General features: G+C 69.9%; 21 protein-coding genes and 2 pseudogenes. 10 read left to right on the top strand and 13 right to left on the bottom strand.

Annotated features, from left to right (window positions below):
* Positions 1 to 105: 105 nt before the first annotated feature.
* The 4 genes from ACH4TL_RS45420 to ACH4TL_RS45405 form a co-directional block, all read right to left on the bottom strand.
* Positions 106 to 1,320 carry a cytochrome P450 gene (locus ACH4TL_RS45420; RefSeq protein ID WP_398331650.1) on the bottom strand — a complete coding sequence of 405 codons (1,215 nt, stop codon included), beginning with the start codon at positions 1,318 to 1,320 and terminating at the stop codon, positions 106 to 108.
* 27 nt (positions 1,321 to 1,347) lie between these two features.
* Positions 1,348 to 2,355, bottom strand: coding sequence for a PDR/VanB family oxidoreductase (locus ACH4TL_RS45415; protein WP_398331653.1), 1,008 nt, complete (start codon positions 2,353 to 2,355; stop codon positions 1,348 to 1,350).
* 131 nt (positions 2,356 to 2,486) lie between these two features.
* Positions 2,487 to 3,263, bottom strand: coding sequence for an IclR family transcriptional regulator (locus tag ACH4TL_RS45410; RefSeq protein WP_398331656.1), 777 nt, complete (start codon positions 3,261 to 3,263; stop codon positions 2,487 to 2,489).
* A gap of 224 nt (positions 3,264 to 3,487) precedes the next feature.
* Positions 3,488 to 4,540, bottom strand: a complete 1,053-nt coding sequence (locus tag ACH4TL_RS45405) for a fatty acid desaturase family protein (RefSeq protein ID WP_398331659.1) — start codon at positions 4,538 to 4,540, stop codon at positions 3,488 to 3,490.
* A gap of 299 nt (positions 4,541 to 4,839) precedes the next feature.
* Between ACH4TL_RS45405 and ACH4TL_RS45400 the strand changes: the two genes are divergently transcribed.
* Positions 4,840 to 4,986, top strand: coding sequence for a hypothetical protein (locus ACH4TL_RS45400; RefSeq protein ID WP_398331661.1), 147 nt, complete (start codon positions 4,840 to 4,842; stop codon positions 4,984 to 4,986).
* A gap of 131 nt (positions 4,987 to 5,117) precedes the next feature.
* Here the strand turns inward: ACH4TL_RS45400 and ACH4TL_RS45395 are convergent, their stop codons facing one another.
* The 3 genes from ACH4TL_RS45395 to ACH4TL_RS45385 form a co-directional block, all read right to left on the bottom strand.
* Positions 5,118 to 5,261 carry a transposase gene (locus ACH4TL_RS45395; RefSeq protein WP_398331664.1) on the bottom strand — a complete coding sequence of 48 codons (144 nt, stop codon included), beginning with the start codon at positions 5,259 to 5,261 and terminating at the stop codon, positions 5,118 to 5,120.
* 433 nt (positions 5,262 to 5,694) lie between these two features.
* Positions 5,695 to 6,618, bottom strand: coding sequence for a family 43 glycosylhydrolase (locus tag ACH4TL_RS45390; RefSeq protein ID WP_398425514.1), 924 nt, complete (start codon positions 6,616 to 6,618; stop codon positions 5,695 to 5,697).
* Between the two features lie 714 nt (positions 6,619 to 7,332).
* The gene (locus ACH4TL_RS45385) at positions 7,333 to 8,817 is read right to left on the bottom strand and encodes an alpha/beta hydrolase (protein ID WP_398331669.1); all 1,485 of its coding nucleotides are present in this window, start codon (positions 8,815 to 8,817) and stop codon (positions 7,333 to 7,335) included.
* A gap of 543 nt (positions 8,818 to 9,360) precedes the next feature.
* Here ACH4TL_RS45385 and ACH4TL_RS45380 point away from each other — a divergent pair.
* Positions 9,361 to 9,675 (top strand): hypothetical protein, encoded by a 315-nt coding sequence (locus tag ACH4TL_RS45380; RefSeq protein WP_398331672.1) that lies wholly within the window; start codon positions 9,361 to 9,363, stop codon positions 9,673 to 9,675.
* Between the two features lie 24 nt (positions 9,676 to 9,699).
* Here the strand turns inward: ACH4TL_RS45380 and ACH4TL_RS45375 are convergent, their stop codons facing one another.
* Together ACH4TL_RS45375 and ACH4TL_RS45370 are read right to left on the bottom strand one after the other, a co-directional pair.
* Positions 9,700 to 9,843: a hypothetical protein gene (locus ACH4TL_RS45375; RefSeq protein ID WP_398331675.1), complete on the bottom strand. Its 144-nt coding sequence runs from the start codon at positions 9,841 to 9,843 to the stop codon at positions 9,700 to 9,702.
* Between the two features lie 316 nt (positions 9,844 to 10,159).
* Positions 10,160 to 10,732: an LLM class flavin-dependent oxidoreductase gene (locus ACH4TL_RS45370; RefSeq protein WP_398425517.1), complete on the bottom strand. Its 573-nt coding sequence runs from the start codon at positions 10,730 to 10,732 to the stop codon at positions 10,160 to 10,162.
* Here ACH4TL_RS45370 and ACH4TL_RS45365 point away from each other — a divergent pair.
* From ACH4TL_RS45365 to ACH4TL_RS45350, 4 genes are all read left to right on the top strand, one after another.
* Entirely contained in the window at positions 10,706 to 11,272 is a 567-nt protein-coding gene (locus ACH4TL_RS45365; RefSeq protein ID WP_398331677.1) for a TetR/AcrR family transcriptional regulator, read from the top strand. The two genes, ACH4TL_RS45370 and ACH4TL_RS45365, sit on opposite strands and share 27 nt — an antisense overlap.
* Positions 11,273 to 12,026: 754 nt before the next feature.
* The gene (locus tag ACH4TL_RS45360) at positions 12,027 to 13,409 is read left to right on the top strand and encodes an MFS transporter (RefSeq protein ID WP_398331680.1); all 1,383 of its coding nucleotides are present in this window, start codon (positions 12,027 to 12,029) and stop codon (positions 13,407 to 13,409) included.
* A 193-nt stretch (positions 13,410 to 13,602) separates the two neighbouring features.
* Complete coding sequence (locus ACH4TL_RS45355) at positions 13,603 to 14,997, top strand: MFS transporter (protein ID WP_398331683.1); 1,395 nt, start codon at positions 13,603 to 13,605, stop codon at positions 14,995 to 14,997.
* Positions 14,994 to 16,217, top strand: a complete 1,224-nt coding sequence (locus ACH4TL_RS45350) for an FAD-dependent monooxygenase (RefSeq protein ID WP_398331686.1) — start codon at positions 14,994 to 14,996, stop codon at positions 16,215 to 16,217. Before ACH4TL_RS45355 ends, ACH4TL_RS45350 begins: the two co-directional genes overlap by 4 nt.
* A 72-nt stretch (positions 16,218 to 16,289) precedes the next feature.
* Here the strand turns inward: ACH4TL_RS45350 and ACH4TL_RS45345 are convergent.
* Positions 16,290 to 16,721, bottom strand: a pseudogene (locus tag ACH4TL_RS45345) (RpiB/LacA/LacB family sugar-phosphate isomerase); the annotation flags it as partial.
* Positions 16,722 to 16,747: 26 nt separating this feature from the next.
* A complete protein-coding gene (locus tag ACH4TL_RS45340) occupies positions 16,748 to 17,128 on the bottom strand; it encodes a DAK2 domain-containing protein (RefSeq protein WP_398331689.1) in 381 nt (126 codons plus the stop codon).
* Here ACH4TL_RS45340 and ACH4TL_RS45335 point away from each other — a divergent pair.
* The 3 genes and pseudogenes from ACH4TL_RS45335 to ACH4TL_RS45325 form a co-directional block, all read left to right on the top strand.
* Positions 17,048 to 18,103: pseudogene (locus ACH4TL_RS45335) on the top strand (MFS transporter); the annotation flags it as partial. The gene ACH4TL_RS45340 and the pseudogene ACH4TL_RS45335 sit on opposite strands and share 81 nt — an antisense overlap.
* A 73-nt stretch (positions 18,104 to 18,176) precedes the next feature.
* On the top strand, positions 18,177 to 18,470 hold the full coding sequence (locus tag ACH4TL_RS45330; protein ID WP_398331692.1) for an SDR family oxidoreductase: 294 nt from the start codon (positions 18,177 to 18,179) through the stop codon (positions 18,468 to 18,470).
* Positions 18,471 to 18,695: 225 nt separating this feature from the next.
* The gene (locus ACH4TL_RS45325; protein ID WP_398331695.1) at positions 18,696 to 19,529 is read left to right on the top strand and encodes a hypothetical protein; all 834 of its coding nucleotides are present in this window, start codon (positions 18,696 to 18,698) and stop codon (positions 19,527 to 19,529) included.
* Positions 19,530 to 19,725: 196 nt separating this feature from the next.
* On the opposite strand, the gene ACH4TL_RS45320 is transcribed toward ACH4TL_RS45325, so the two are convergent.
* The gene (locus tag ACH4TL_RS45320; RefSeq protein WP_398331698.1) at positions 19,726 to 21,192 is read right to left on the bottom strand and encodes a hypothetical protein; all 1,467 of its coding nucleotides are present in this window, start codon (positions 21,190 to 21,192) and stop codon (positions 19,726 to 19,728) included.
* A gap of 117 nt (positions 21,193 to 21,309) precedes the next feature.
* Here ACH4TL_RS45320 and ACH4TL_RS45315 point away from each other — a divergent pair, with 117 nt between their 5' ends.
* Positions 21,310 to 21,528 (top strand): EF-hand domain-containing protein, encoded by a 219-nt coding sequence (locus ACH4TL_RS45315; protein ID WP_398331701.1) that lies wholly within the window; start codon positions 21,310 to 21,312, stop codon positions 21,526 to 21,528.
* A 195-nt stretch (positions 21,529 to 21,723) separates the two neighbouring features.
* On the opposite strand, the gene ACH4TL_RS45310 is transcribed toward ACH4TL_RS45315, so the two are convergent.
* Positions 21,724 to 22,830: a hypothetical protein gene (locus tag ACH4TL_RS45310; protein ID WP_398331704.1), complete on the bottom strand. Its 1,107-nt coding sequence runs from the start codon at positions 22,828 to 22,830 to the stop codon at positions 21,724 to 21,726.
* Between the last annotated feature and the right edge of the window lies 1 nt (position 22,831).

Below are 22,831 nucleotides of genomic sequence, written 5' to 3'. Positions count from 1 at the left end.
CGCACAGTGGGGATCGGTACGGCACACCCCGTACGCCTGGATCCGGGTCGGGGATCACGATCGTCTCGTCCTTCGCCCGCGCGACGACGCCTCATCGACGGCGGATCAGGCAGCCGTCCGGACGCGCACGGGCAGGGATGCCCACGAGTGCAGGGTGTTGTTGGGGTGGCGGTGCGGGGTGCCGGTGAGTTCGATCCGCTCGACGCGACGCGCCAGGGCGGTCAGCAGGGCCTCGGCCTCCAGGCGGGCGACGTGCTGGCCGATGCACTGGTGCAGTCCCATGCCGAAGCCGACGTGGCCGGAGGGGTCACGGGTGAGGTCGAAGCGGTCGGGGTCGTGCCAGCGGCATGGGTCGCGGTTGGCCGCGCCGAGGAACATGAGGATCTTCGCGCCCTCGGGGACGAGCGTTCCGGCGATGGTGACGTCGGTGGTCGCGGTGCGGAAGAACGTCTGCACCGGTGACTGCCAGCGCACTGCTTCGTCGAAGGCGGTCCGCGCCAGATCGGTCCGCTCCCGGAGCCGTTGCCATTCGCCGGGGTGGGTGGCGAAGGCGTACAGGCAGGCCGCCAGGCCGTGCACAGTGGTGTCGATGCCGGCGGTGAGCAGGGACCGCACCACCAGCGGTGCCTGTTCGCGGGTGAGATCACCGCGGTCGGCAGCGGCCCAGATCTGTGCGCCGAAGCCGTCCCCGCTCAGTGCCTCCCGGGTGCACTGGGCGTTCACCCATGCCGAAAGCTCGGCCATCCGGTGGGCGTCCGCCGCGACGAGGTCGTTGCGCGGGCCGAACGCGTTGAAGGCCATGTTTCCGTACGGCAGGAGGTTCTCCCGGCCGTCGGGGCCGAGGCCCACCGCGTCGGGGAAGGCCCGCAGGGGGAACGCCTCCGCCAGCGCCACGAAGGCGTCGAACTCCGTGGATTCGCCGAGGACTTGGTCGACGAGTTCCTCGGCCACGGCGGCCCACATCGTGCGCAGACGCCGCAGGGCGGGCGGGGCGAGGATCTCGCTCAGCACCCGGCGGGGGGCGTCGTGGCGGGGCGGGTCCGCCTCCAGCAGCAGGCTCGGCGGGCGCCATGGCTTCTCGTGACGGAAGTTGGCCAGGCCCACGCCGGAGCCCGACTCGAAGTGCTGCCAGTCCACCAGCGCGGCGTGCACCTGCTCGTAGCGGGCCAGCGCGTGGACGTCGTAGCGCGGCAGGTACACGACCGGACCGGCCTCGCGCAGGGCCTGGTGCAGCGGTTCGGGGTCCAGCAGGACCTCGTGGGCGAACGGATCGACGTCATTCACGGGCAGCGGAACGGCACGCTGCAGTGCCTCGGACATCGCGCTCCTTGGGGATGTAGGGAGGTCTCAGAGATCGAGGACGAGACGGTCGCCGCAGGATCGGGATACGCACACGAACATGCAGTCGTTCGCCCCCCGTTGGCGGCCGGTGAGGACGGAGTCCCGGTGGTCGGGCTGCCCTTCCAGCACCGGCGTCAGGCAGGTGCCGCAGGTTCCCTGCTCGCAGGAGGACAGCACGTCCGCCCCGGCACGACGTACCGCCTCCAGCACCGAGACCTCCGGAGTCACGGTGACGGTACGTCCCGAGCGGCGCAGCTCGACCTCGAAGGGCGTCTCCCGCACCGGCGCGGTCTGCGCGGCGGCGGTGAAGCGCTCGACGCGCAGGGCGTACGGCGGCCAGGCGGCGCAGGCCGTTTCGACGGCGGCGAGCAGCGGGGCGGGGCCGCAGCAGTACACCTTGGTGTCCGGTCGCGGGCCGCCCAGCGGGGTCGCGAGGTCCAGCAGTCCGAGCTCGTCCTGCGGGACGATGTGTACTCGCTCGCCGTAGGTCTCCGTCAGCTCCTCGCGAAAGGCCATCGATGCCCGGGTCCGGCCGCCGTACAGCAACTGCCATTCGGCACCGAGCAGTTCGGCCTGGCGCACCATGGGCAGCAGCGGGGTGATGCCGATGCCGCCCGCGATGAAGAGGTACTTCTCCGAGGGCACGAGGGGGAAGTGGTTGCGCGGGCCGCCGACCCCGACGCGGTCCCCCGGCCGCAGCTGGTCGTGTACATACGCGGATCCGCCGCGTCCCGCTGGTTCCCTCAGTACTGCGATCCGGTAGGTGTGCGCGTCCCATCGGTCGCCGCACAGGGAGTACTGCCGGGTCGTCCCTTCCGGCAACACCAGGTCGATGTGGGAACCCGGTGTCCAGTCCGGCAACCGGGCACCGTCCGGGCGCATGAGGGTGAGTGACACGACGCCTTCGGCGACGCGCTCCTTCGCGGAGACCTCCAGAGTTGCCGCGCCCCCGCGCGTCGGCTGTCCCGTGCCGACGCCGGACTCGGTATCCGCAACCACGCTGATTCCGACCACGTCGCCGCCTCCCGTCGTTGGGTTGCAGGCAGGATGCGCGGCCAACACGGACCGTCGCGATGGCGTTCTCAATCAGTGAGAGACGAATTTCCGGTGATCGTCATACGGCCGTCGCACTGCCGCCACGTGAGTCATCCGCCTCGTTGCGGCCGCCCCTGGGCGGCCGGTGCCCCCAGCGCCCGGGAAACGCCACGTGCCGCGGTCCGCACCACCGGCACGACGGACGCGGCCCCTGCCTCGTTCGGGACGATCACCGCCAGCGCGGCCACCACCTCACCGCGCGCGTCACGCACCGGCGCCGCGATGCCCAGGACGTCGGGGTGCACGTACCCGGGGCAGTTCGCGTACCCCTGTCGGCGGACCTCGGCCAGCTCGGCCCGCAGCCGCGCGGCGGTGGCCGGCGTGTTCGGGGTGTAGCGGTACAGGGGTTCGTCGAGCACCCGTCGGGCCAGGTCGGAGGGGCCATGGGCGAGGAGGATCAGGCCGCTGGAGGAGGCGTGCAGCGGGAGGCGGCCCGCGATGCGGGTGTAGTTGACGACCGCCCCCGGGGCCGTCAGCCGCTCCAGGAACAGCACCTCGTCGCCGTCCAGCACGCCGAGCTGCACATGATGCCCGACGACATCGTGGACGCCCTCCATGAACGGCATCGCCGCGTTGCGCAGCGACAGGGTGGGCGAGGCCCGGGTGGCCAGCTCCCACATGCGCATACCGATCCGGACCCGGCGGTCGGCGTCCCGGGTCAGGAACCCGTACGAGACCAGCTCGGCCACCAGCCGCGACGCGGTCGCCACGTGCAGCTCCGTACGGCGGGAGATCTGCGAGACGGTCAGGGCCGACTCCTCCGGCGTGAACGCCTCGAAGATCCGTACGGCCCTCGCCAGAACCGACTCACCGTTCTGTGTCCTCACCTCGCCATCATCGGATTCCTTTCAGCCGCGTCAAGCCCACGGCCGCACGGCCAGCGCGCCGTACGTCGGGTGCTGGGTGACCCCACCGCCGGTCCGGCGTTCCGGCGGGATCAAGAAGGGCTGCGGCGCAAGGTGCTGTGAGAACATCCGGCGCGGCACGACCGGGTTGCGTGAGGAGAACCGGGACACGCGCAGCGGGCTCTGGAGGCCAGCGCTCGGCGCTCTCATTCTGGCCGGGCCGCAGCGCCCACCGTGTGCATGTGCCGGAGACCTTGCCGGTAGGAGTCGAGCAGCCCGGTCTCGGCGTACGGGAGCCCGAGGTTGTGGCAGTGTTCTTGGACCAGAGGCTGTACGAGCCTGAGGTGGGGCCTGGGCATGTTCGGGAAGAGGTGGTGCTCGATCTGGTAGTTCAGCCCGCCGAGGAGCCAGTCCGTGACCGGCCCGCCCCGGACGTTCCGTGAGGTCAGGACCTGGCGGCGCAGATGGCCCCAGCGCTCGCCCGCCGGGTCGGGCATGTCCATGCCCTTGTGGTTGGGCGCGAAGGCCATTCCCAGGTGGAGCCCGAAGAGCGCCTGGTGGAGCAGCGCGAACGCGATGGCCTTGCCCACCGGCAGGCAGGTGAGCAGCAGGGCACCGTAACCGGCCGCGTGCAGCGCCAGCAGCGCGCCCTCGACGGCCCGTTCGCGCACCGGCTGCCGCCGGAGGTCCTGGACACTGCTCACCTTCAGGGCTATGCCTTCGAGCAGCAGCATGGGGAAGAACAGCCGGGCCTGGTGGCGGGTGATCCAGCGGGTGAATCCTCGGCGCTCAGCGGCCTGTTCCGCGGTCCACACGAGTGCGCCGGCGCCGACGTCCGGGTCCTTCTCGATGTGGTTGGGGTTGGCGTGGTGCCGGTTGTGCTTGTCGTTCCACCACGCGTAGCTCATGCCCAGGAGCAGATTGGCGTGGAGGAGGCCGATGGCGCGGTTCGCCCGGCGGCCGACGGCGATCTGGGCGTGCCCGGCGTCGTGGCCGACGTAGGCGGTGCGGGCGGACAGGATGGCGAGCGGCGCGGCGAGCAGCAGCGTCCACCAGGTGTCCCCGGCGAGGACGAACCCTGTCACCACGGCGGCCAGGGCGAGGAGGTTCACGGTGATCATCCGCGTGTACCAGCCCTTGCGGCGTTCCAGTAGCCCCTGCCCTCTGACCTTCCGCAGCAGGGGAGTGAACTCACTCCCCTGCTGCGCGGTGACGCCGACGGGTGCGGTGGGCACGGACGGCGCGGTGGTCTGAGACATGGAGGACTCCGGTCCTGAATCGGAGAGAAACACTCTGACCTGCTTAAACGTACGGACCGGCCATCGTGCGGCGCCATGGCGTCAACACCCCGGCCGCACGGGGGGCCAGCCCCAGGAGCCCGAAGGGGGTCAGCGACACCTCCGCCCCGGCATCCAGGCGACGACCACACCGAAAACCTGGGTCACGCTGCGGAGGAACCGCGCCTGCGGCGCCGCCGCATAAGCACCGCTCCGCGCCGACCGCTGTGCCGGTGGTATGGGGCTGCCGGATGCCGCGTCGTCGCAGGTAGGAGCGGATCATGCCGTTGCTGTATGCCTTGTCGGCGCCGACGCTTTCCGGCAACCTCTTCGGCCCGGCCCGGGCCGAGCCGGGGGACGCGGATCTTGTCCATGACGGGTTCGAACTGGGTGCAGTCCGCCGGTTGCCCGGGCGTGATGACCAGTGAGAGTGGGCGGCAGCTGCCGTCCGCGCTCAGGTGGAGTTTGCTGGTCAGCCCGCCGCAGTAGTGGCCGACCACAGCATGTGTCGTTCATGGACGGTCTGCCACGGGCCGAAGCGTTCGGGCAGCTCGCGCCACTAGCACCCGGGGCTGAGCCGGTGGATGATCCCGTTGATCACCTGGCGGTGGTCTCGCCACCGGCCGCACCGGTTGTTGCCCCTGGGCAGCAGCGGCTCCAGCACCGCCCACTCGTCGTCCGTGAGATCCCCTCTGCTGAGCATGACCAGGCAACGAGCCGTCCCCTCGAAGAGACACGACCTTCAGCGCGCGAAAGCCCCCGGTCAGCAGCCTGGAAATGTGTTGCTCGGACTGGAAAGACGTTGTTACCGTCGCGCCAGCGCGACAGACGCGTGATCACGAGATGGGGAGGTTGATGAATATGGCCGCCGTCGGCCCTCATCAGCATGCCCTCATCCGGATCGCGCGATAGCAGAGCGCGGCCCGGGTCGTTCTCCAACAACCAGGAGAGACACGTGTCTTCCTCTTCTTCACCCGCCCACGCCGATATGATCACCAGGCGCACTGACTCCCTTGGGGCCTGGAGACGATGTCTCCAGGGCCCCGTCGCGGTGGCCGAGCCACCGGGCAACCAACATGATCGGAGAGACAGATCCTAGTTGCCCAAGACCTGAGCGGCGGCCCGCAGCTGCGGATCTAACTGGTGCCCCACACAACGCCGGTGTCGGCGTTGATGGTGACCTTCGGGTGCCAGGCCATCGTCAGCGATGTGTTGGACGGGAACCGCAGCGGCAGCCAGACGTACGTGGAGTCGTTGTGATTGCCACCCCAGTGCTGCGCCCATCGGTCGCCGAGGTAGAGGTACGAGGTCGTGCGGCTGCCCTGTACGGGGAGAATGTGCGTGACCTGCGAGTTGTAGGCAGTGCTGTCCCCGAGGTTCGCCAGGCTGCTCCAGGGGCCTGCCATGCTGGTCGCAGTCGCGTACTTCTGCTGGTTCGGATTCCAGCCGGTGGTACCCGAGGTCACCAGGAAGTAGACCCCGTTGCGCTTGAAGATCGACTGCGCTTCCCGCCTGACGTTGTGCACCGTAGTCACCCGGGCGGCGATACTCAGGTAGTCGGGGGACAGACGGAAGATGGTCAGATCCTTCTGGCCATTGGTCGTCGAGATCAGGTACGCCTGGCCGTCCGTATCACGGAAGACGTTCATGTCGAAGGACCGGTATCCCATGGGCCGGAAGCTGCCCCGGTAGGTGTAGTTGCCGTCCACCGTGGGCGATGTGGCGATCGCGACCTTGTTCTCGGTCATGGGTGATGGGTAGTTCTCCTTGCGGATGAAGAGAACGTACTGCTGCGTGCGGGCGTTGTAGATGATCCTGGGCCGCCAGGCTCCGGCGCTCTGTAGTTCGGGGGCCGAGGTCTGGCTCAGCGCGCTATTGCGGAACTCCCAGGTATGCAGGTCGGTGGAGCGGTAGACCGGGATCGACGCGAAGGGGCCGTTGGGGTAGGCGTTCTCGCCGAACCAGTAATAGTATCTGCCCACTTTAATCATGCTGCCGCCATGCCCATGTACCGCGTCCCCCGCGGTGTTGATGAACTGGGTTCCGTTGGTGAACGTCACCGGGGCAGCTTGGGATTTGTCAGGCACCTGCAGCGGTAAGAGAACGCAAATTGCGACGACTAATCGCAGAACGGTATGCAGTACTTTACGCACAGCGATACATCCTTCTTGCGAATTCCTGCCAGCGAATATGAGGAGAGCCGATCAGGCCGAAGATCTGCCAGCGGCCGCTGTTGCCGTCGCGGCCCTTGTACCCCCCCCCTCGCCCTGGAAGAAGCTCTGCGGGTAGAAGCGGAGGGCGGTATCCCCGAGCGCCCGCTGAAGGACCGTCCGCCCCTACCGGCCAAGGTCGCCACCGCCGACCAGAAAATGCCGAGCCGAGTAAACGATCTGCCGATACGACGACAGAGTCGGCCCGCTTCCGCCCCTTCGGCGACCGGAGTGGACCAGCACCGGAACTGCGTCACTCACCGTAGATGCGACACGGCTTCTGACCGTCGACGCGGCCCGGCACCCGGACCGGCCCCAAGCCGCCCGCTACCCGCGGGCTACGACTCGCCACGCGACTCGGCGGCCTCCAGATCCTTCAGCCGTGCAGCGTGTTCGGCGGCGATACGCACGATTTCCCTGGGCTCAGCGTCCTTAAGCCGCAACTTTGCCGCTGCGTCCTCAGCTCCTCCGAGCGCTGCTGGCCACCGGAGCACCTGGCGAGCAGCAGCGCGCCCGGCCACTCTTGTGGATCGGCCTACCAGGCGGATCCGGTTCGGCAAGCCGTCAGGACGGCACGGCGGGGCAGCTGGTGCCCCGTGGTGGGACTGCCAGGTCGGTGAGGTAGCCGTCCACGGCGTCCTGCATACACGGGCCGCTGGTGACGCTGCCGTGGCCGTGGCCTTCGTAGGTGAGGAGCACTCCGCTGCGGCCGAGCTGCCGGGCCACCGAGACCGCCCACGGGTAGCCGGTGGCGGGGTCGTGCAGCGCGTTGGACACCAGGATCGGCGGGGCACCGTGTGCGTCCAGGCGGTGCTGCGGGTTGGCGGTCGGCGCGCCCAAACACGCCGCTGCCATGTGGACCGGGAGCAGGTAAGGCAGGTCAGGCGCGGTCCTGTTCATCATGGCGACGAGCGAGGCGTACTCCTGGTAGTCACGCACTGGCAGGTGCCAGTCCGAGCAGAAGACCGGGGTGGCCTGAGGCAGCGGCGCTGTCGAGGTGGGCGACGCGGGCAGCGGCTTGCCGGCGTCCATCCCCGCGATCGCCGTGGCCAGGCCCGCGTAGTCGGCCTGGTAGAACTTCCGGAACGCCACCATGTTGACCAGGTCCGAGGACGACAGCGAGGTGCCCGGCTTCGCCGGGTCCTCCAGCTCGCCGCGCCCGGCACGGGCCAACAGGCCCTGCCAGACGGCGCGAATGTCGCGGCCTCGTAGCGCGCAGTCCGCGGCACCGTCGCACCACTTCACGAACTCCTGGAACGAATCCTCTGCCGTGGCCGCCTCGGACTGCAGGAACTCACGGGTGTTCGGGACGCTGTGGTCCATGACGCTCTCCAGCACCATCGCGCGCACGCGGCGCGGATAGACCTCGGCGTACTGCGCGCCGAGCAGCGTGCCGTACGAGCTGCCGTGGAAGGTCAGTTTCCGCTCGCCGAGGGCGGCCCGGAGGGCGTCCAAGTCCCGGACCGTCTGGGCGGTGTCAAGGTGGTCGAACAATGGGCCGGTACGGGCCCTGCAATCGGTACGGAGCCGCCTGTTGTAGGCCAAGGTCGCGTTGAAGTCCGCCTGGTTCTTCATCTCCGGTGACGGCCGCTCGGCAAGCAATTCGGCGGAGCAGGCCACCGGGTTGCTACCGCCCACGCCGCGCGGGTCGAAGCTGACAATGTCGAACTTGCGGCGGACCTCGGGGCTGAATCGGCTGATTCGGCGCACCACCATCTCCACCCCCGAGTCGCCCGGCCCGCCGGGGCCGAACACCATCGAGCCGACGCGCGCGCCGGGGTCGGCGGCCTGTCGGCGGGCCACGGCCAGGTCGAGCCTCGGCCCGTCCGGGTGGGCCCAGTCGACCGGCACCGGAAGATTGGCGCACTCGGCTCCTGGCTCCGCCGAGTCGTAACACGGTGTCCACCGCAGGGTCTCCGTGGGAGACGACGACGCGTGGACCGCGGGAGCGGCGGCGAGGCCGGCGGTGACGGCCAGGACGGCTCCCACGGCCATGGTCGTGCCCCGCGCGGCGATGCGCCGCAGTGCGGATCTGCTCCTTAACGGCATGAATCCTCCTCGTCATGTGAGCGGTTGTGTCAGGCGTGCGGACCCGGCCGGGGCACCGTCGTCACGTTAGGTGCACTGTCGACCGTGTGGTGCCCCTGTCAGGGGCTTTTCCGGGTCGGGTCGGGGACTGCTCAGGGGCAATCGGGGCCCGGAGTAGAAACGGTCAGGGGAACGCATGTTCACCGCGCTGATGACCCAGGCCGACGCCGACGAGAACCTCGACTGGGCCGTCTCCGTGGACTCCACCATCGTGCGAGGGAACAGGTCCGTCAGCGTCTCGGGAGCGGGGATGGCAGCCGCGTCCGCCGCTGCGGCCTGCGTTGCCGCGCGGGCGCGGTGCCGGTCGTCGGTAAGAGCATCGTCGGCCAAGTCGTTCAGTTCCGCGTAGACCTCCTCGATCACGGAGGTCACGTCTTCGGGCACAGCGATGGTGTCGTGTCCCGGGCGGAGCACAGGTCCCGGGTGCGGCGCAGAAAAGCCTCGCCGTAGATGTCACCCCAGGTCCTCGCAAGCAGGACGCCCAGGGGCACCGAGCCCACTGTGGTGCTGGATCGGATCGAGCAGGCCCGCGTGGAGGGGCCGACGCCGCCCAACCGTGTGGTGGCAATGCTCAGGACGCTGCTGACCGGTCCTTCGGGAATGGCGGCTACCGCCGACTTGATGGCGCGAATCTTCGTCGGGGACGTGGAAGGCTATGACGACCTCGTCGTCGAGCTCGGCGAGTTCAGTGCCTCCTGCGTGAGCCTGCTGGATGCCAACGGCATCAGCACCACGGAAGCGATGCTCAAGGGGAGATCCGCAAAATCCTGCCGCTGCCGTGAACCGTGGGGCGCCGCACGGGGCGCCGCTCAGCAGTAGGGTAGGGGGCGGTGATGAACTCGGTCAGACCCGTGCCGCCGGGATCGAGCACCTGGGTGAACAGGCCCCATTCGCACGGGCCGGGGCGTCCATCAGCTCGGCCGGAAACGCGGCGGACTTACGCCGGTTGCGGCAGTGGACGATGATGTGGTTCAGCTCGTTGGCCATGGTTCTCCCTGTGAATGCGAGAGGCCCAGCATCTTGGCCGGGCTTCCTGGTGCGCCCCGGGAAAGGGTTGTTACCCGGCGACCCGTTGCGGGTGCAGGTGGATTGCTGCGGGGCGGGGCCGACGTTCTCGGAGTCACTTCCGATCAGGCCGGACGCCGTGCCGGCGGCGGTTCGGGCAGGCCGCTACTCGTCCTGCCCGGCTGGAGCCGGATCTGGGGCACCTCTTTGCGCAGGTGCGGTGGGTCGGGCGGCGGAGGAACCGCGCCGCGATCACGGCAGTTGGGGCCGGGGACGGCGCAGCCGGTCCGGCCCCGGTTCACAGGCGCTGGGCGATGCTCCACGTCCGTGCGCGGTCTTCCGTATCGAAGAGGTCGGTGTGGGTGAGCATGACCTCGGTGGCCCCGGCGTCGAGATAGCGGCGCAGCCCGGCGGTGACGGTGTCCTCGTCGCCGGCGATCAGCAGGTCCGCCGCGTGCGACAACCCCTCGGTGGCGATGGCCTTCCGGTAGGACGGGATGCTGTCGTAGAAACCGAGAACGGCCGACACCCGGTCGCGGGCCGCTGCGGCATCGTCGGTGACCACCGCGGGCACCCCGGCCACGATCTGCGGGGCCGGCCGCCCGGCCGCGGCGGCGGCCTCGGTGATGGCCGGCACGATCCGTTCGGCGAGAGTGCGCGGCCCGGCGAGGAACGGAATCGTTCCGTCGGCCAACTCGCCCGCAGCCGCGAGGGCGCGCGGCTCCATCGCCGCCACCAGGACCGGGATCGCCGGGGAGGCCCCGGGCACGGCCGTCGGGCCGACCGGGCGGGACGCCAGCGTCTCCCCTTCGGAGTCGGTGTCGTCGCCGCTACTCTGCGTGCCATGGGACGATGGCCGGGCGGCACACAGGAACGGCTCCAGGAAGCCGCGATCGAGTTGTTCACCGAGCGCGGCTACGAACGCACGACGGTCGCCGAGATCGCGACGCGGGCCGGACTGACCGAGCGCACCTTCTACAACCACTTCGCCGACAAACGCGAGGTGCTCTTCCCTGCCCAGGACCGGTTCACCGCCGAGATCCGCGAAGCGGTGACCGCCGCACCCGCGGAGCAGTCCCCCCTCGACGCGGTCCTCGCGGCCTTCACAGCCGGCAGTGACTGGTTCGACCAGCGCCGGGAGGCGGCACGGCGCCGCAGGCACCTCCTCGACGCACATGCCGACCTGCGGGAACGCGAACGGGCGAAAGCGGCAGCCCTCGGTGAGGCGATCGCCGACGCACTGCGCGCGCGGGGCCTCCCCGACCCGGCGGCCACGCTGACCGCCGTCGTCTCCGTCGCCGCGCACCAACTCGCCGTAGCCCAGTGGCTGGCCGACCCGCAGCGCGGCACGCTCGGGCACCACCTGCGCGCGAGCTTCGAGGACCTGCACCACACCGCAGGCACCTGGTAGCACCGGCCGCTCCTGCCCTCACCGGCCCGGACGGCCAGCCGGACGAGGACCGATGACCACCGAGACGCCCCAGTCGGGGTTCTCGTCGGCGTCGGCCTGGGCCATCAGCGCGGTGAACACGCGCTCCATCGACGGCCCACACCCGAAGCCAGTTGCAGACGCCCCTCCAGTCGGTCACCTCGCGGTGGTCACGCCACCGGCCGCCTCGCTTCGGCGTCCGGTCGGGAAGTAACGGCTCGGTCCGCGCCCACTGCGCATCTGCCAACGGCGCACCCGAACCAACGACCGACTGATCCAAACGAAACGGCCCAGGGCCGCCGCGCGGCAGCGGGGTCAACCGGCCTTGTCCGGGGCTTCGGCGCAGACCCGAGGGCTGGCGAGTCGGTAGGCGTCGGTGCCGGTCTCGATGTGGCGTTCGCCCACGAAATGTGCGACTGAGGCGAACACCACGGCCCCATGGCGAACGGGAACGTCTCGGACGAGTGGCCGTTGCACGCCCGGGAGAGCTTATGGAGTGTGAGGGACCGGGTGACGGGCCTTACCCGAGGACATCCGCGAGGCATTGAAAGAACATCAGCCCTGAGTGTGCGGCGGGAGTGGCGTGAGTTTGTTGGGTGTTTGAGGCGGTGCTTGGCGCCTGGATGCCGCCAAGTGAGGTATATGTTCCTTGTTGTGGTGTTTGGGTGTTGGGTTTCGTGGATGGGATGGAGTCGGGGCGGTGGGGTGCTCGGAGTCGGCCGGAAACGGTGAGTCCATGCCCTCTGCTCGGACGGACGCGGCATGCGGGCGACGCCCCTGGGCGCCGTTGTTGGCGGTGTGCACCGGCTACTTCATGGTGATCCTGGATGTGACGGTCATCAACGTCGCCGTACCGGTCATCGGCCGGGAGCTGCCGGCCTCCCTCACCGGCATCCAGTGGATCACCGACGGCTACACCCTGGTCTTCGCCGGGCTCCTGCTCACCGGAGGCGCGCTGGGCGACCGGTTGGGCAACCGCCGCGTCTTCTGTGCAGGGGTGGCGGTGTTCACCCTGTCCTCGGCCGCGTGCGCGCTCGCCCCCAGTGCCCCTGTCCTGGTCGCGGCACGGCTGGTGGAAGGGCTGGGCGCGGCGCTGATCGTGCCCGGCTCTCTGGCTCTGCTCCAGCAGGCCTACCCGGCTCCGGCCGCCCGTTCACGGGCCTTCGGGCTGTGGGGGTCGATGGCGGGCACCGCGGCGTGTGCCGGGCCGTTGCTGGGCGGGTTGCTGGTGACCACGGCCGGGTGGCGCTGGGTGTTCCTCATCAACCTCCCCGCCGGGGCTGCCTGCCTGGTGCTGACACTGCGCCACGTAGCACGCTCGCCGCGGCACACCGACCGGGCGCTGGACTGGCCCGCGCAAGCCGCGGTCGCGGCCGCGGTGGCACTGCTGACCGCCGCGCTCAACGAAGCCGGGCGGCGCGGCTGGACCGATCCGGCTGTCCTGGCCGGAGTGGGGCTGGCCGTTGTTGCCGCCGCCGGATTCGCCGTGCGGGAGCGGGCGGCCCGCTCCCCCGCCCTTCCCCTGAGCCTGCTGGGCTCGCGTGCGATGAGCGGCGGAGCCGTCATCGGTCTGCTGTTCAACTTCGGCTTCTACGGCATGATCTTCACCGCCAGCCTGCAGTTCCAGCACCAGCGCGGCTACAGCGCCCTGTACACCGGACTCGCCCTGTTCCCCGCGGTGGCCATGACCATGTTCGCCTCCGCCTTGTCCGCACGGCTCACCCGTCGTACCGGCGACCGCCCGCTGGTGATCTGCGGCATGCTCCTGGCCGCCGGTGGACTGGCCGGTTGGGCCGCCGCCGGGACCGACCCGGCCTACCCGCTGCTGATCGCCCCCATGATGGCTACAGGGTTCGGTACTTCCTTCGCCCTCACCGGCACTACGACCACCGTCATGAACGCCGCACCAACGGCGTACTCGGGGGCCGCTTCCGCCTTGTTCAACACCACCCGCCAGATCGGCAGCGCCACCGGTATCGCACTCGGCGGCAGCCTCCTGGCGACAGCCACCACCTACAGCGCCGGACTCCGCGTCAACATGGTCATCGGCACCCTCGCCTACCTCACCGCGGCCACCCTTGCCTGGCTGTGCCTACCGGGCAAACCCTCGAACGCCTGACATCGCTCCGGGTTTTGTAGCCCTGATCCACCCCCGGTATGACACGAACAGTGGCTCCCGGGGGTGATGTGGGGTGAACGCCGCGATTCCTAACATGCCGGCGTTCACGCACGAGGGGGGCAACACGTGATCAAGCACAAGCGCGCGCATTGCCGAACCCTCAGCTCACCCAGTAACGAAGTAGAGGACGTTCATGACCACGATCCTGGCTCCCCCGGTCCGCATCGGGAAGGCCGCTGTCGCCGCTCTCGGCGTGCTGGCCGCCGCCACCGGGGCCCTGGAGTCGGTGGTGACACCAACGCTCCCGCTGTTGCAACGCGAATTATCCATGAGCCCTGCTCAAGGGGCGCTGCTCAGCATCACGATGCTCATCACCGGTGCTCTCGTCACGCCCATCGCGGGCAACCTCGGTGACCGCTACGGCGGGAAGTGGGTGATGCTCCGGCTGATGGCGGTGGTCTCGGCCGGTGGGCTGGTGTCCTCGCTGGCACCGAACCTGCCCGTACTGCTGCTCGGTCAGGTGCTGGAGGGCGCGATGGTGGGCGCGATGCCACTCTCGTTCATCCTGGTACGCAAGCACCTTCCCTCCGGGGAGTCCCAGGTGGCCATCGGGGTGGTCAGCGGGTTGTTCGTGGGCGGCGGCATGCTGGGGACGCTGATGGCCGGGCCCATCGCGGAGGGGCTGTCCCGGCACTGGATGTTCGCGATACCGACGATCGCGATCGTGGTGGCGACCCTGTTCGTCCACCGGCTGATGCCGGACGACGCGCCGGCCCGGTCGGACGCCAGGATCGACTGGCCCGGTCTGGTTCTCCTGAGCGGCATTCTGCTGACGCTCATGCTAGGGCTCTCTATGGCGCCCGAGTTCGGCAGCCAGCCGCTCTTGCTCGGCGCCCTCGTCGTACTCCTGGCGCTCCTGGTGACCGGGTGGATATTCGTTGAGCGCCGGTCGCCCTCGCCGATGGTCGATCTGAACCTGGTGGCGAAGCCCGCGGTATGGAGCTCCTATGCGATCACCTTCGCCGTGTGCGTAGGTACCGCGGTGTCGATGTATCTCGTTCCGCAGCTGTTCGCGGTGTCCGCCGACGGGTACGGCTTCGGGGCCAGCTCCACCGACATCGGGCGGTACCTGTTGCCCGGCGCCGTCGCGGGGGCGATCAGCGGGCCGCTCGGCGGGGTCGCGGCCCGGCGTTTCGGGTCGACCGCCGTGGTCACCGCCGGAATCGGCGTCATGACGGCCACGTTGATCGGCATGGCGCTCGCGCACACCGCGGTCTGGCACCTCATCGTCGGCAAGGCGCTGATCGCCCTGGCCAGTGGGGTCTGCATCACGGCGATGGTCGTCAAGACGGCCACCTCTGTCGATCACGGCAACACCGGCACCGCCACCAGCCTGGTCCTGGTGACGCGCGTGATCGGCTTCGCCGCAGGCGCACAGGTCAGCGGTGCCTTCCTCACCGCCGGGACCCGTCCCGGGATGGACGGCCCGGCCGAATCGGCCTTCGTCACCGGATTCGTCATCGCCGGCGCCGTCACGGCGCTGTCCCTGCTGGTCGTCCGTACCATGAACAAAGGAGTCAAGGCATGACCCTCACCGATCCTTCGACGGATGTCCGTGCCACGCCCAAGCGCAGGGTTCTGATATCGGGGGCCAGCATCGCCGGTCCCGCCCTCGCGTTCTGGCTGAACCGCTACGGATACGCGGTCACGGTGGCGGAGAAGGCGGGGGCGGTGCGTAGCGGTGGCTACCCGATCGACGTGCGCGGCACCGCACTGGAAGTCGTCCGCAGGATGGGGATCCTGCCACAACTGCGGGACGCACACATCGACTTGCGCCGGATCACCTTCCTCGACGAGGACGGCGGCACGGTGACGTCCGTCAGCCCGCACAACCTCGCCGGCAGTGTCGCGGGACAGGACCTGGAGGTGCGGCGCGGGGATCTGACCGGCGCTCTCTACTCGGCGGTCCGCGATGACGTGGAGTTCTTGTTCAACGACTCCATCGACACCCTCGACCAGTCCGGCCACGGGGTCGACGTCACCTTCCGCGGGGGCAGCAGGCGTACGTTCGACATGGTGTTCGGCGCGGACGGGATGCACTCACGCACCCGCGAGTTCCTCTTCGGCCCCGAAGAGCAGTTCCACCGGTACCTCGGGTACTGCTTCGCCGTGTTCACCATGCCCAACACCTTCGGCCTCTCCCACGAGGTCACGATGTGGAACACCCCGGGCAGAGCCGCGGCTCTCTACGCCACAGGGGACAACGACGACCTGCACGCCTTCCTGAACTTCGCCCAGCCGCAACCACCTTCCGGGGCGTTCGGTGACTCTCGAGCTCAACGGGATCTGGTCGCCGGGACCTTCGCGGACGCGGGATGGGAAGTGCCGGGCATGATCACCGCCATGCGCGACGCGGATGACCTGTTCACCGACACGGTCAGCCAGATCCGCATGCCTGCCTGGTCCAGCGGCAGGGTCGCGCTGGTGGGCGACGCCGCTTACGCGCCCTCGTTCCTCACCGGACAGGGCTCCAGCCTCGCGCTCGTCGGTGCGTACATGCTCGCCCGTTCCCTGGCCGACCGGGACCCCGCCGCGGGTTTCGCCGCCTACGAACACCACATCCGGGAGTTCGTGACCATGAACCAGGGCAAGATCGGCAAGGGGGACGCCACGCTCTTCCCCACCACCGCCCCGGCCCTGGAGCAGCGCAACAACATGCTGCGCAACCTGAGCACCATGCCTCCGGCGAAGGGACGGCCGGCCCACTCCGCCCTGACCCTGCCGCCCGAGCCCACGCCCCTGGCGTAACGCCGGGGCACGCGCACCAACGGCTCGGCAGCTGCCGGATCCGCCGACGGCATAACGGCCCTCGAGGTCGGAGATCTTGGCGACCTTGCGGGCGGAGTTGCCGCCCGGGAACTCCGATTCGAGCCACGTGCGCAGGATGTTCAGCGCCAGCTCGGGGCCGATGACACGGGCGCCCATGGTGATGACCTGGGCATCGTTGCTCTTGCGGGCTCGCTCGGCGGAGTACGTGTCATGGCAGCAGGCGGCGCGTACGCCCGGCACCTTGTTGGCGGTGATGGCCATGCCTATCCCGGTGCCGCACAGCAGCACGGCGCGGTCGGCCTCGCCGCGTTGCACGGCGAGCGCGACGGGCCCGGCGATGTCCGGGTAGTCCACGGTGTCGTCGCCGTGCACGCCGAAGTCGGCGAGTTCGACCTTGACCGGGGCTTCGGGCCCGGTCAGCCAGGCGCGTACGGTGTCGGCGAGCCCGATGGCCGCCTCGTCGCATCCGAGCGCGATGCGCATCGGACGGCCGGGGTGCGGGGTGGAACTCATGAGCGGTCCTCTCGGATGGTGCGCACGGCGTCGGCAGCGGTGCGCAGGATGAGGGCGACGGAGGTGGCTCCGGCGTCGGGGTGGCCCAGTGTGCGATCGCCGAGCCGGGCGGCCCGTCCCATGCGGGCGACCATCCCGGCGGTGGCCGCGACCCCTTGTTCGGCGCCCTCGGCGGCGGCCTGCAACACCTCGGTGACACCGGCGGCGGCTCCGAGAGCCGCCGCCCGCGCGGCTTGGGCCGCCGGGACGAGCGCGTCGACCATGGTCTTGTCGCCCGGCTTCGCGCCGCCCCGGGCCTGTCCGCGACGCTGCTGTCGTTCGCCACGCTGGGGATCGGCTTCGCCGCCCGTCCGCTGGGCGGCATCGTCGCCGGTCACCTCGGGGACCGTATCGGCCGCAAGCCCGTCCTGGTCGGTTCACTGCTCCTCATGGGCATCGCCACCGTTCTGATCGGATGCCTTCCCACCTACCAGGCGGTCGGGATCTGGGCACCGATCCTGCTGGTGGTCGTCCGCGTGATCCAGGGGCTCGCCTTCGGCGCCGAATGGGGCGGAGCGATCCTGATGATGTTCGAGCATGCGCCCTGGCGACGACGCGGCCTGTACACGGGCGTCACACAGGCCGGATTCCCTGTCGGACTGCTGCTCGCGAATCTCGCGTTCCTCTTCAGCGATCACGCTCTGAGCGACGCCTGGGCCTGGCGGGTGCCGTTCCTGCTCAGCGCCGTCCTGATCGTCGTGGGCATCCTCATCCGGCTCAAGATCGACGAGTCTCCCGAATTCCAGGCGCTCCAGCGGTCCGGCGACGTCGCCAAGAACCCGCTGCTGGAGGTCCTCCGCGAGGACTGGCGCAATGTGCTGCGGGCCTTCTGCCTCCGGTGCGCGGAGACCGCGGGCTACGCCGTCTCCGTCGCCTTCGTCCTGTCCTACCTGGACGACGGCGACGCACCCGACGTGTCGGGAACCGTCAGCCTCACCGCCCTGGTGGCCGCCGCGGCCGTCGGGATCGCGGCCACCGTGCTGTGGGGCCGCCTGTCCGACCGGGTGGGGCATCGCCCGGTGTACCTGCTGGGCTGCACGGTGACGCTGCTGTGGGGCGTCCCGATGTTCCTGCTCGTCAACACCGGGACCGCTGCCATGGTCATGGCCGCCTTCGTCATCAGCTACGCCGTCTGCCAGAACGCCCTGGCCGGTGTCCAAGGGGCGTGGTTCTCCGAACTGTTCGCCACCAAGACGCGCACGGCCGGAACATCCATGGCCTACCAGCTCTCCGCGGTCGTCTCCGGCTTCACCCCCATGATCGCTACGGCGCTCTACTCCGCCACCGGATGGGCCGGTCCCGCCGCCCTGTTCAGCGCCTACGGGCTGTTGGGCCTGATCGCGAGCCCGACGACCCGCGAGACGCGGAGGCGGCGTCTTCGGCGGCGTGGCCTACTCGGCGGCCAAGGCCGCGCTCCTGGGCTTCTCCCGTTCCCTGGCCCGCGAGCTCGGACCGTCCGGCATCACCGTCAACTCCGTCGCACCCGGCCTGATCGACACCGAGATCACCCAGGGAAAGCTCGACAGCGCGCGCAAGGCGGCCATGGTCGCCGACATTCCGGCGCGCCGCATCGGCGGGGTCGACGACGTCGCCGATGTCATCGCCTTCCTCGCCAGGCCCGAGTCCGGCTATCTCACTGGTGCGACGTATGACGTCAACGGTGGGTCGCACATCCACTGAGGGACGGGGGCGGGGCGCGCGGATGTCCACCGTCGGAGTCCGCCGCGCCGCCGCGCTCTACAGCCGTACGCCCACGAGGAGATCCGAGCCGAGGAGGGAGCGCAGCAGCGGACGGTGGCCGTGCTGCGCCTCATCCAGTAGCGCACGCTCGGATATGCACATCGGTACGGGCGTCGGGCAGCCTCGGTCGGAGGGAAGGCTCGACCGAGGCGGTACCGTGCCGCCATGTGCATCTCGACAGGTGAGGCCGCGTTCTCCGGCACCATCGTTTATTGCGGGCGGCAGCACCACCCCGTGCACGGCCTCATCCACATCTTGGGCTACCAGAACACCGCCGTGAACCTGGCGGACGGCCCGAACGCCATGCTGCTGCACCTGCCCACGCGGCAGCTCTCCCCCAGGCACTTTCTCTCCGCCGGACGCACCGGCGGCATCCTGCACCGCATGGTCGCCGCCGTCGAGCCCGCCACCGAGTCGGACGACGGCATCGCGTGGATGAGCGCGGAACCGCAGCCCGTCCAAGTCTTCGACCACGACGTCTACACGGTGCTCCTGGCCGCCGACCCCACCATGATCCCCACGGCTCTGCACCAGGTGCCACCCCATCGGCGCCCCCGCTTTGATCCGCACCTACTGCTCTTCTACGCCGACCACTTCCCCGACCACACCATCGCCGTGTGCTGCTTCGACAACGCCGACGCGCAACAGGCCAAGCCTCTTCTGATGTGGTATCCGCCGCTCGACCCCGACCAGCTGACCGTACCGGCGCTGGACAGCCACACCGGAGCAGCGCCGGATCTCGACGCCGCCGTGCCCGTGGACCACTGGGTCCTGCTCTCCACCGACCAGGCCCCCTCCGGCTGGGGCGACCCCGTCGACTACCCGAAGAACATGCGTCACAGCCTGCGCGCCTTCCTCCCCAGCACCGTCCTGGGCCGGTATTACGGCGAAGGGCTAACCCTGCCCAACGCAGACTTCACCATCAGCCACCGCGACCTGCTCGACGGCAACCTCGACCGCATCACCCGCCTCCAACCGACCGCCCGTAGAACTCCGTAAGGCGCCCGAGACGCTCAGCCACGTTGGCACACTCGCTGGGCCCTCCCCCTGTGTGCGACTGGTCGCTACCGCCCACGCACGCTCCACGAGGTACGTGAACGGATGGCCTACGCTCGAACCACCGGGGAGCCGTTCCGTCAGACGCTGATCCGACGTGAACTCCCCTGACCTGGAGTACCCCGGACACGGCCACTCCTCAGGCATGGGGTGTGCGAAGCCCGGCCACGGCCCATTTGGCTCGCGTGGACAGTTCGGCGAGTGCCTTCGCCGATTGCTTGCCGATGGTGTCCAGCAGGCGCCTGCCGTGGGCCATCGTCGCTCGCGCGAGTTCCGCATCGCCTGCCTCGACCGCGGCGAGCGTCAGCTCCAGGTGCTGCTCGGTGATCATTCGCCCGAGCCCCCGGCGGTGCCACTGCCGCACCGTTGAGTCCGGGGTCGTGCCATCGGCGCCGACCGCCGCCCGTGCCCGCTCCAGCGCCCGCCCCGCTGCCGCGAGGTCACCCTTGCAGCGCTCCAGGCGGGCCAGGACGTACGCCTCCGAGGCCTGGTCCCACGCCGTGTCTTGGAGGGAGAGGAGGAAGAACTGGGCACGGGCCGCCTGCGGGTAGTCGCCTATGCGTTCCAGGGCGCGGCTCAGGTCCCGCAGCCGGGCCGCGTCCGGGCCGGTGTCGTCCAGCATGCGGATGAGCGCGACCCGGGCGTTCTCGACGCGGCCCTGTCGGTGGGCCAGCTGGATCCAGGTGAACTCGCTCTCCGCGACCATATCCCGCCCGTACCGCTTCGCTTGCTGGGTGCGTGACCACTCCACCGCCCCGGCGCTGTCGGTGATCTGGCCGCGCGTGGCCGACCGCAGCAGCGCGATGTCCCTGTCCTGGCCGTGCGACGCCACCAGCGTCGCGGCCAGCCACCGCTCCTCGAACCGTCCGGTGGGTGCGGCGTTCTCGTGCTCCAGCAGGAAACGGAGGAGCGGCAGGTCAGCGTCACGGCGGTCGAACTGCGCCGCACGCAGCACCCCCGCCCGCAGCACCGCGTCCCCCGCTGCTTCCTCCCGCGCGCCGCGGTCGCCGGAGCGCATCCGCTCCAGCGCCTCCCGCCCCGGGCCGAGGACGATGTCGGGCAGGGGCTGCCGGAATGGTTCTTCGAGCTGGTAGGCCAAGAGATCCTGCGAGTTGAGGAGCACGTGGTCCGGCTCGGTGCGCCGGGTGGCCGACTCGGAGAGGGCCAAGAGTTCGACCAGCGGCCGGTCCGGTAGACCCAGACCGTGGATCAACGCGGCTCGCTGCGCGTGCACGTCGGGGGCGAATTCCTCCCGTGCCTGGTCGTCCGCCGCATGTATGGCGGCGCGCAGGGCCTCCTCGTCCATCTCGGTGGTCATGGTCTCGCACCACCGGGGCAGCCGGACGAGGATCTGGAGCGCCTCGGTGACACTGTCGGCCACCAGCGAGGCGTACCCGTCGTCGGACGCGTGGAGCACGGCTGTTCCTCCGGACAGGAAGTACGTGCCGCCTGTGTCGTCGCCGGCGATCGGCTCCAGAGACGCACCGGATGCCAGGTGCACCCGCTCGCAGTGGCGCACCCGGCTCACGTCGAAGTTGAACGGAAACGCGGCAAGTTCAGCTAGGTCAGGGCGGGTACGCAGGAGTTCCAGTACGCGATCGGTCATATGGCCGAACCTTAACGAGGCGGTTGGCGGCCAGAGCCCACCGGTACCCCGGCCAGACGGTTTCGTGGGCACGGATAGCCTGGGCCCGTCAGCGAAGATCGAAGAAAGGTGGAGCACATGGCAGACATCGTGGAGACGGCGGCGCGGAAGGTCTTCGAGCGTTACGACCTCGACGGGGACGGCCTGGTCACCGCGGACGAATACCGGCAGGTCGTGGCGGAGTTGGAGGGCTCGCAGATCACCCAGCCGCAGGCCCAGGAGCTGATCGACTCGCTCGACACCAACGGCGATCGCCAGATGTCCTTCGAGGAGTTCTGGGCAGCCATGAATGGCTGACACAGCCGGGTCCGGCACGTGCACCCTGACGGCAATCGACACCGCCGTCAGGGCCCCACACGATGAGCACACCCACCGGTACGGCTGATCAGTCGAACTTCACGTACCGGGTGACGTTGCCGGACATGTTCAGGCTCAGCGATCCCACGTGGCCGGGCGCGGCCGCGGTTGCTGGTGCGCACGTGCGGCGGCATCTCAGCCGAATCGCAGGATGCGCGGGGCGAAGGTGGCCTCGGGGCCGTCGGCGCGGCCGACCGACCACACCGTCGCCGCGCCCGGCACCGGTGCCAGCCGCAGCACCTGGGACTCGCCCTCCCCGGCCACCGCCGGTTCGCCGTACTCGGTGAACGACTGTCCGTTCCAGCTGAGGAAGTCCGGCCCGGGGACGAGCGGCGGAGAGCCCGGCGGGCCCCACTTCTGCGACCGGGCCACCGAGACCCAGGCCAGCGCGCCGGACGTGGTCGGCGTCAGTGAGGTGATCGAGCCGAAGTCGGTGGGCACGGTCACCCGGCTCCATGCCTGCCCGTCGAAGCGGGCCAGCAGGGGCGGAATCGGCTTGCCCGGCGGGCCGCCGATGAACCCGGCCGTGCCACCCGCCCACACCTCCGTCGGCGAGACCGCCAGCACACTGCCCACGGCTGACCGCGGGGCCCCGTCCACGAGCGTCTGCTGCCACGCCTGCCCGTTCCAGTGCGACACGGCCGCGCCCGAATCGGTGGCGCCCGCGGCCCAGACGTCGTCAGTCGCCAGGATGTGCAGGCCGTACACGGACCCCGGCGGCACCGGTACGTCCCGCCAGCCGCTTCCGTCCCAGCGCAGCAATGCCTGCGCGCCGTCCCGCGAACCGATCAGCCAGGTCTCACCACCGCCGGCGACAACTCTGGTCAGCGCGACACCGCTCGGCGGTGGGCTCTCGGACCAGGCGATGCCGTCGAAGCGGAGCAGGTGGGTGCGGCCCGCCGCGTCGCGGCCGACCGCCCAGACCGTGGTCGGTGAGGTCGCGGCGATGGACAGCAGCTCTCCCTGCCAGCCGATCCCGGGCAGACTCTGGCGCTGCCACGCGGTTCCGTCCCAGCGCAGCACCAGCGGGTAGCCCGGCGCCTCGCGTCCGACGGCGTCGGTGCCCACCGCCCATGCCCGGTCCGGCCCGAACGCCACGGCCTCGTTCAGCCCGGCCTGTGGGCGTACCTGTGCCGGGACCGGGACGTGTTGCCAGGACGGGGTTTCCGCCGTGGCCGAGCTCATGAGGGTCATGAGGGTCATGGCGACCGCGAGGGCCGCGATGAGCAGTCGGCGTGCCATG

Origin of the sequence: Streptomyces sp. NPDC021115, from assembly GCF_044333065.1 — a bacterium.
Lineage (GTDB): Bacteria > Actinomycetota > Actinomycetes > Streptomycetales > Streptomycetaceae > Streptomyces.
Note: the sequence above shows the minus strand (reverse complement) of the source record. Positions and strands in the feature narration are given on the sequence as shown.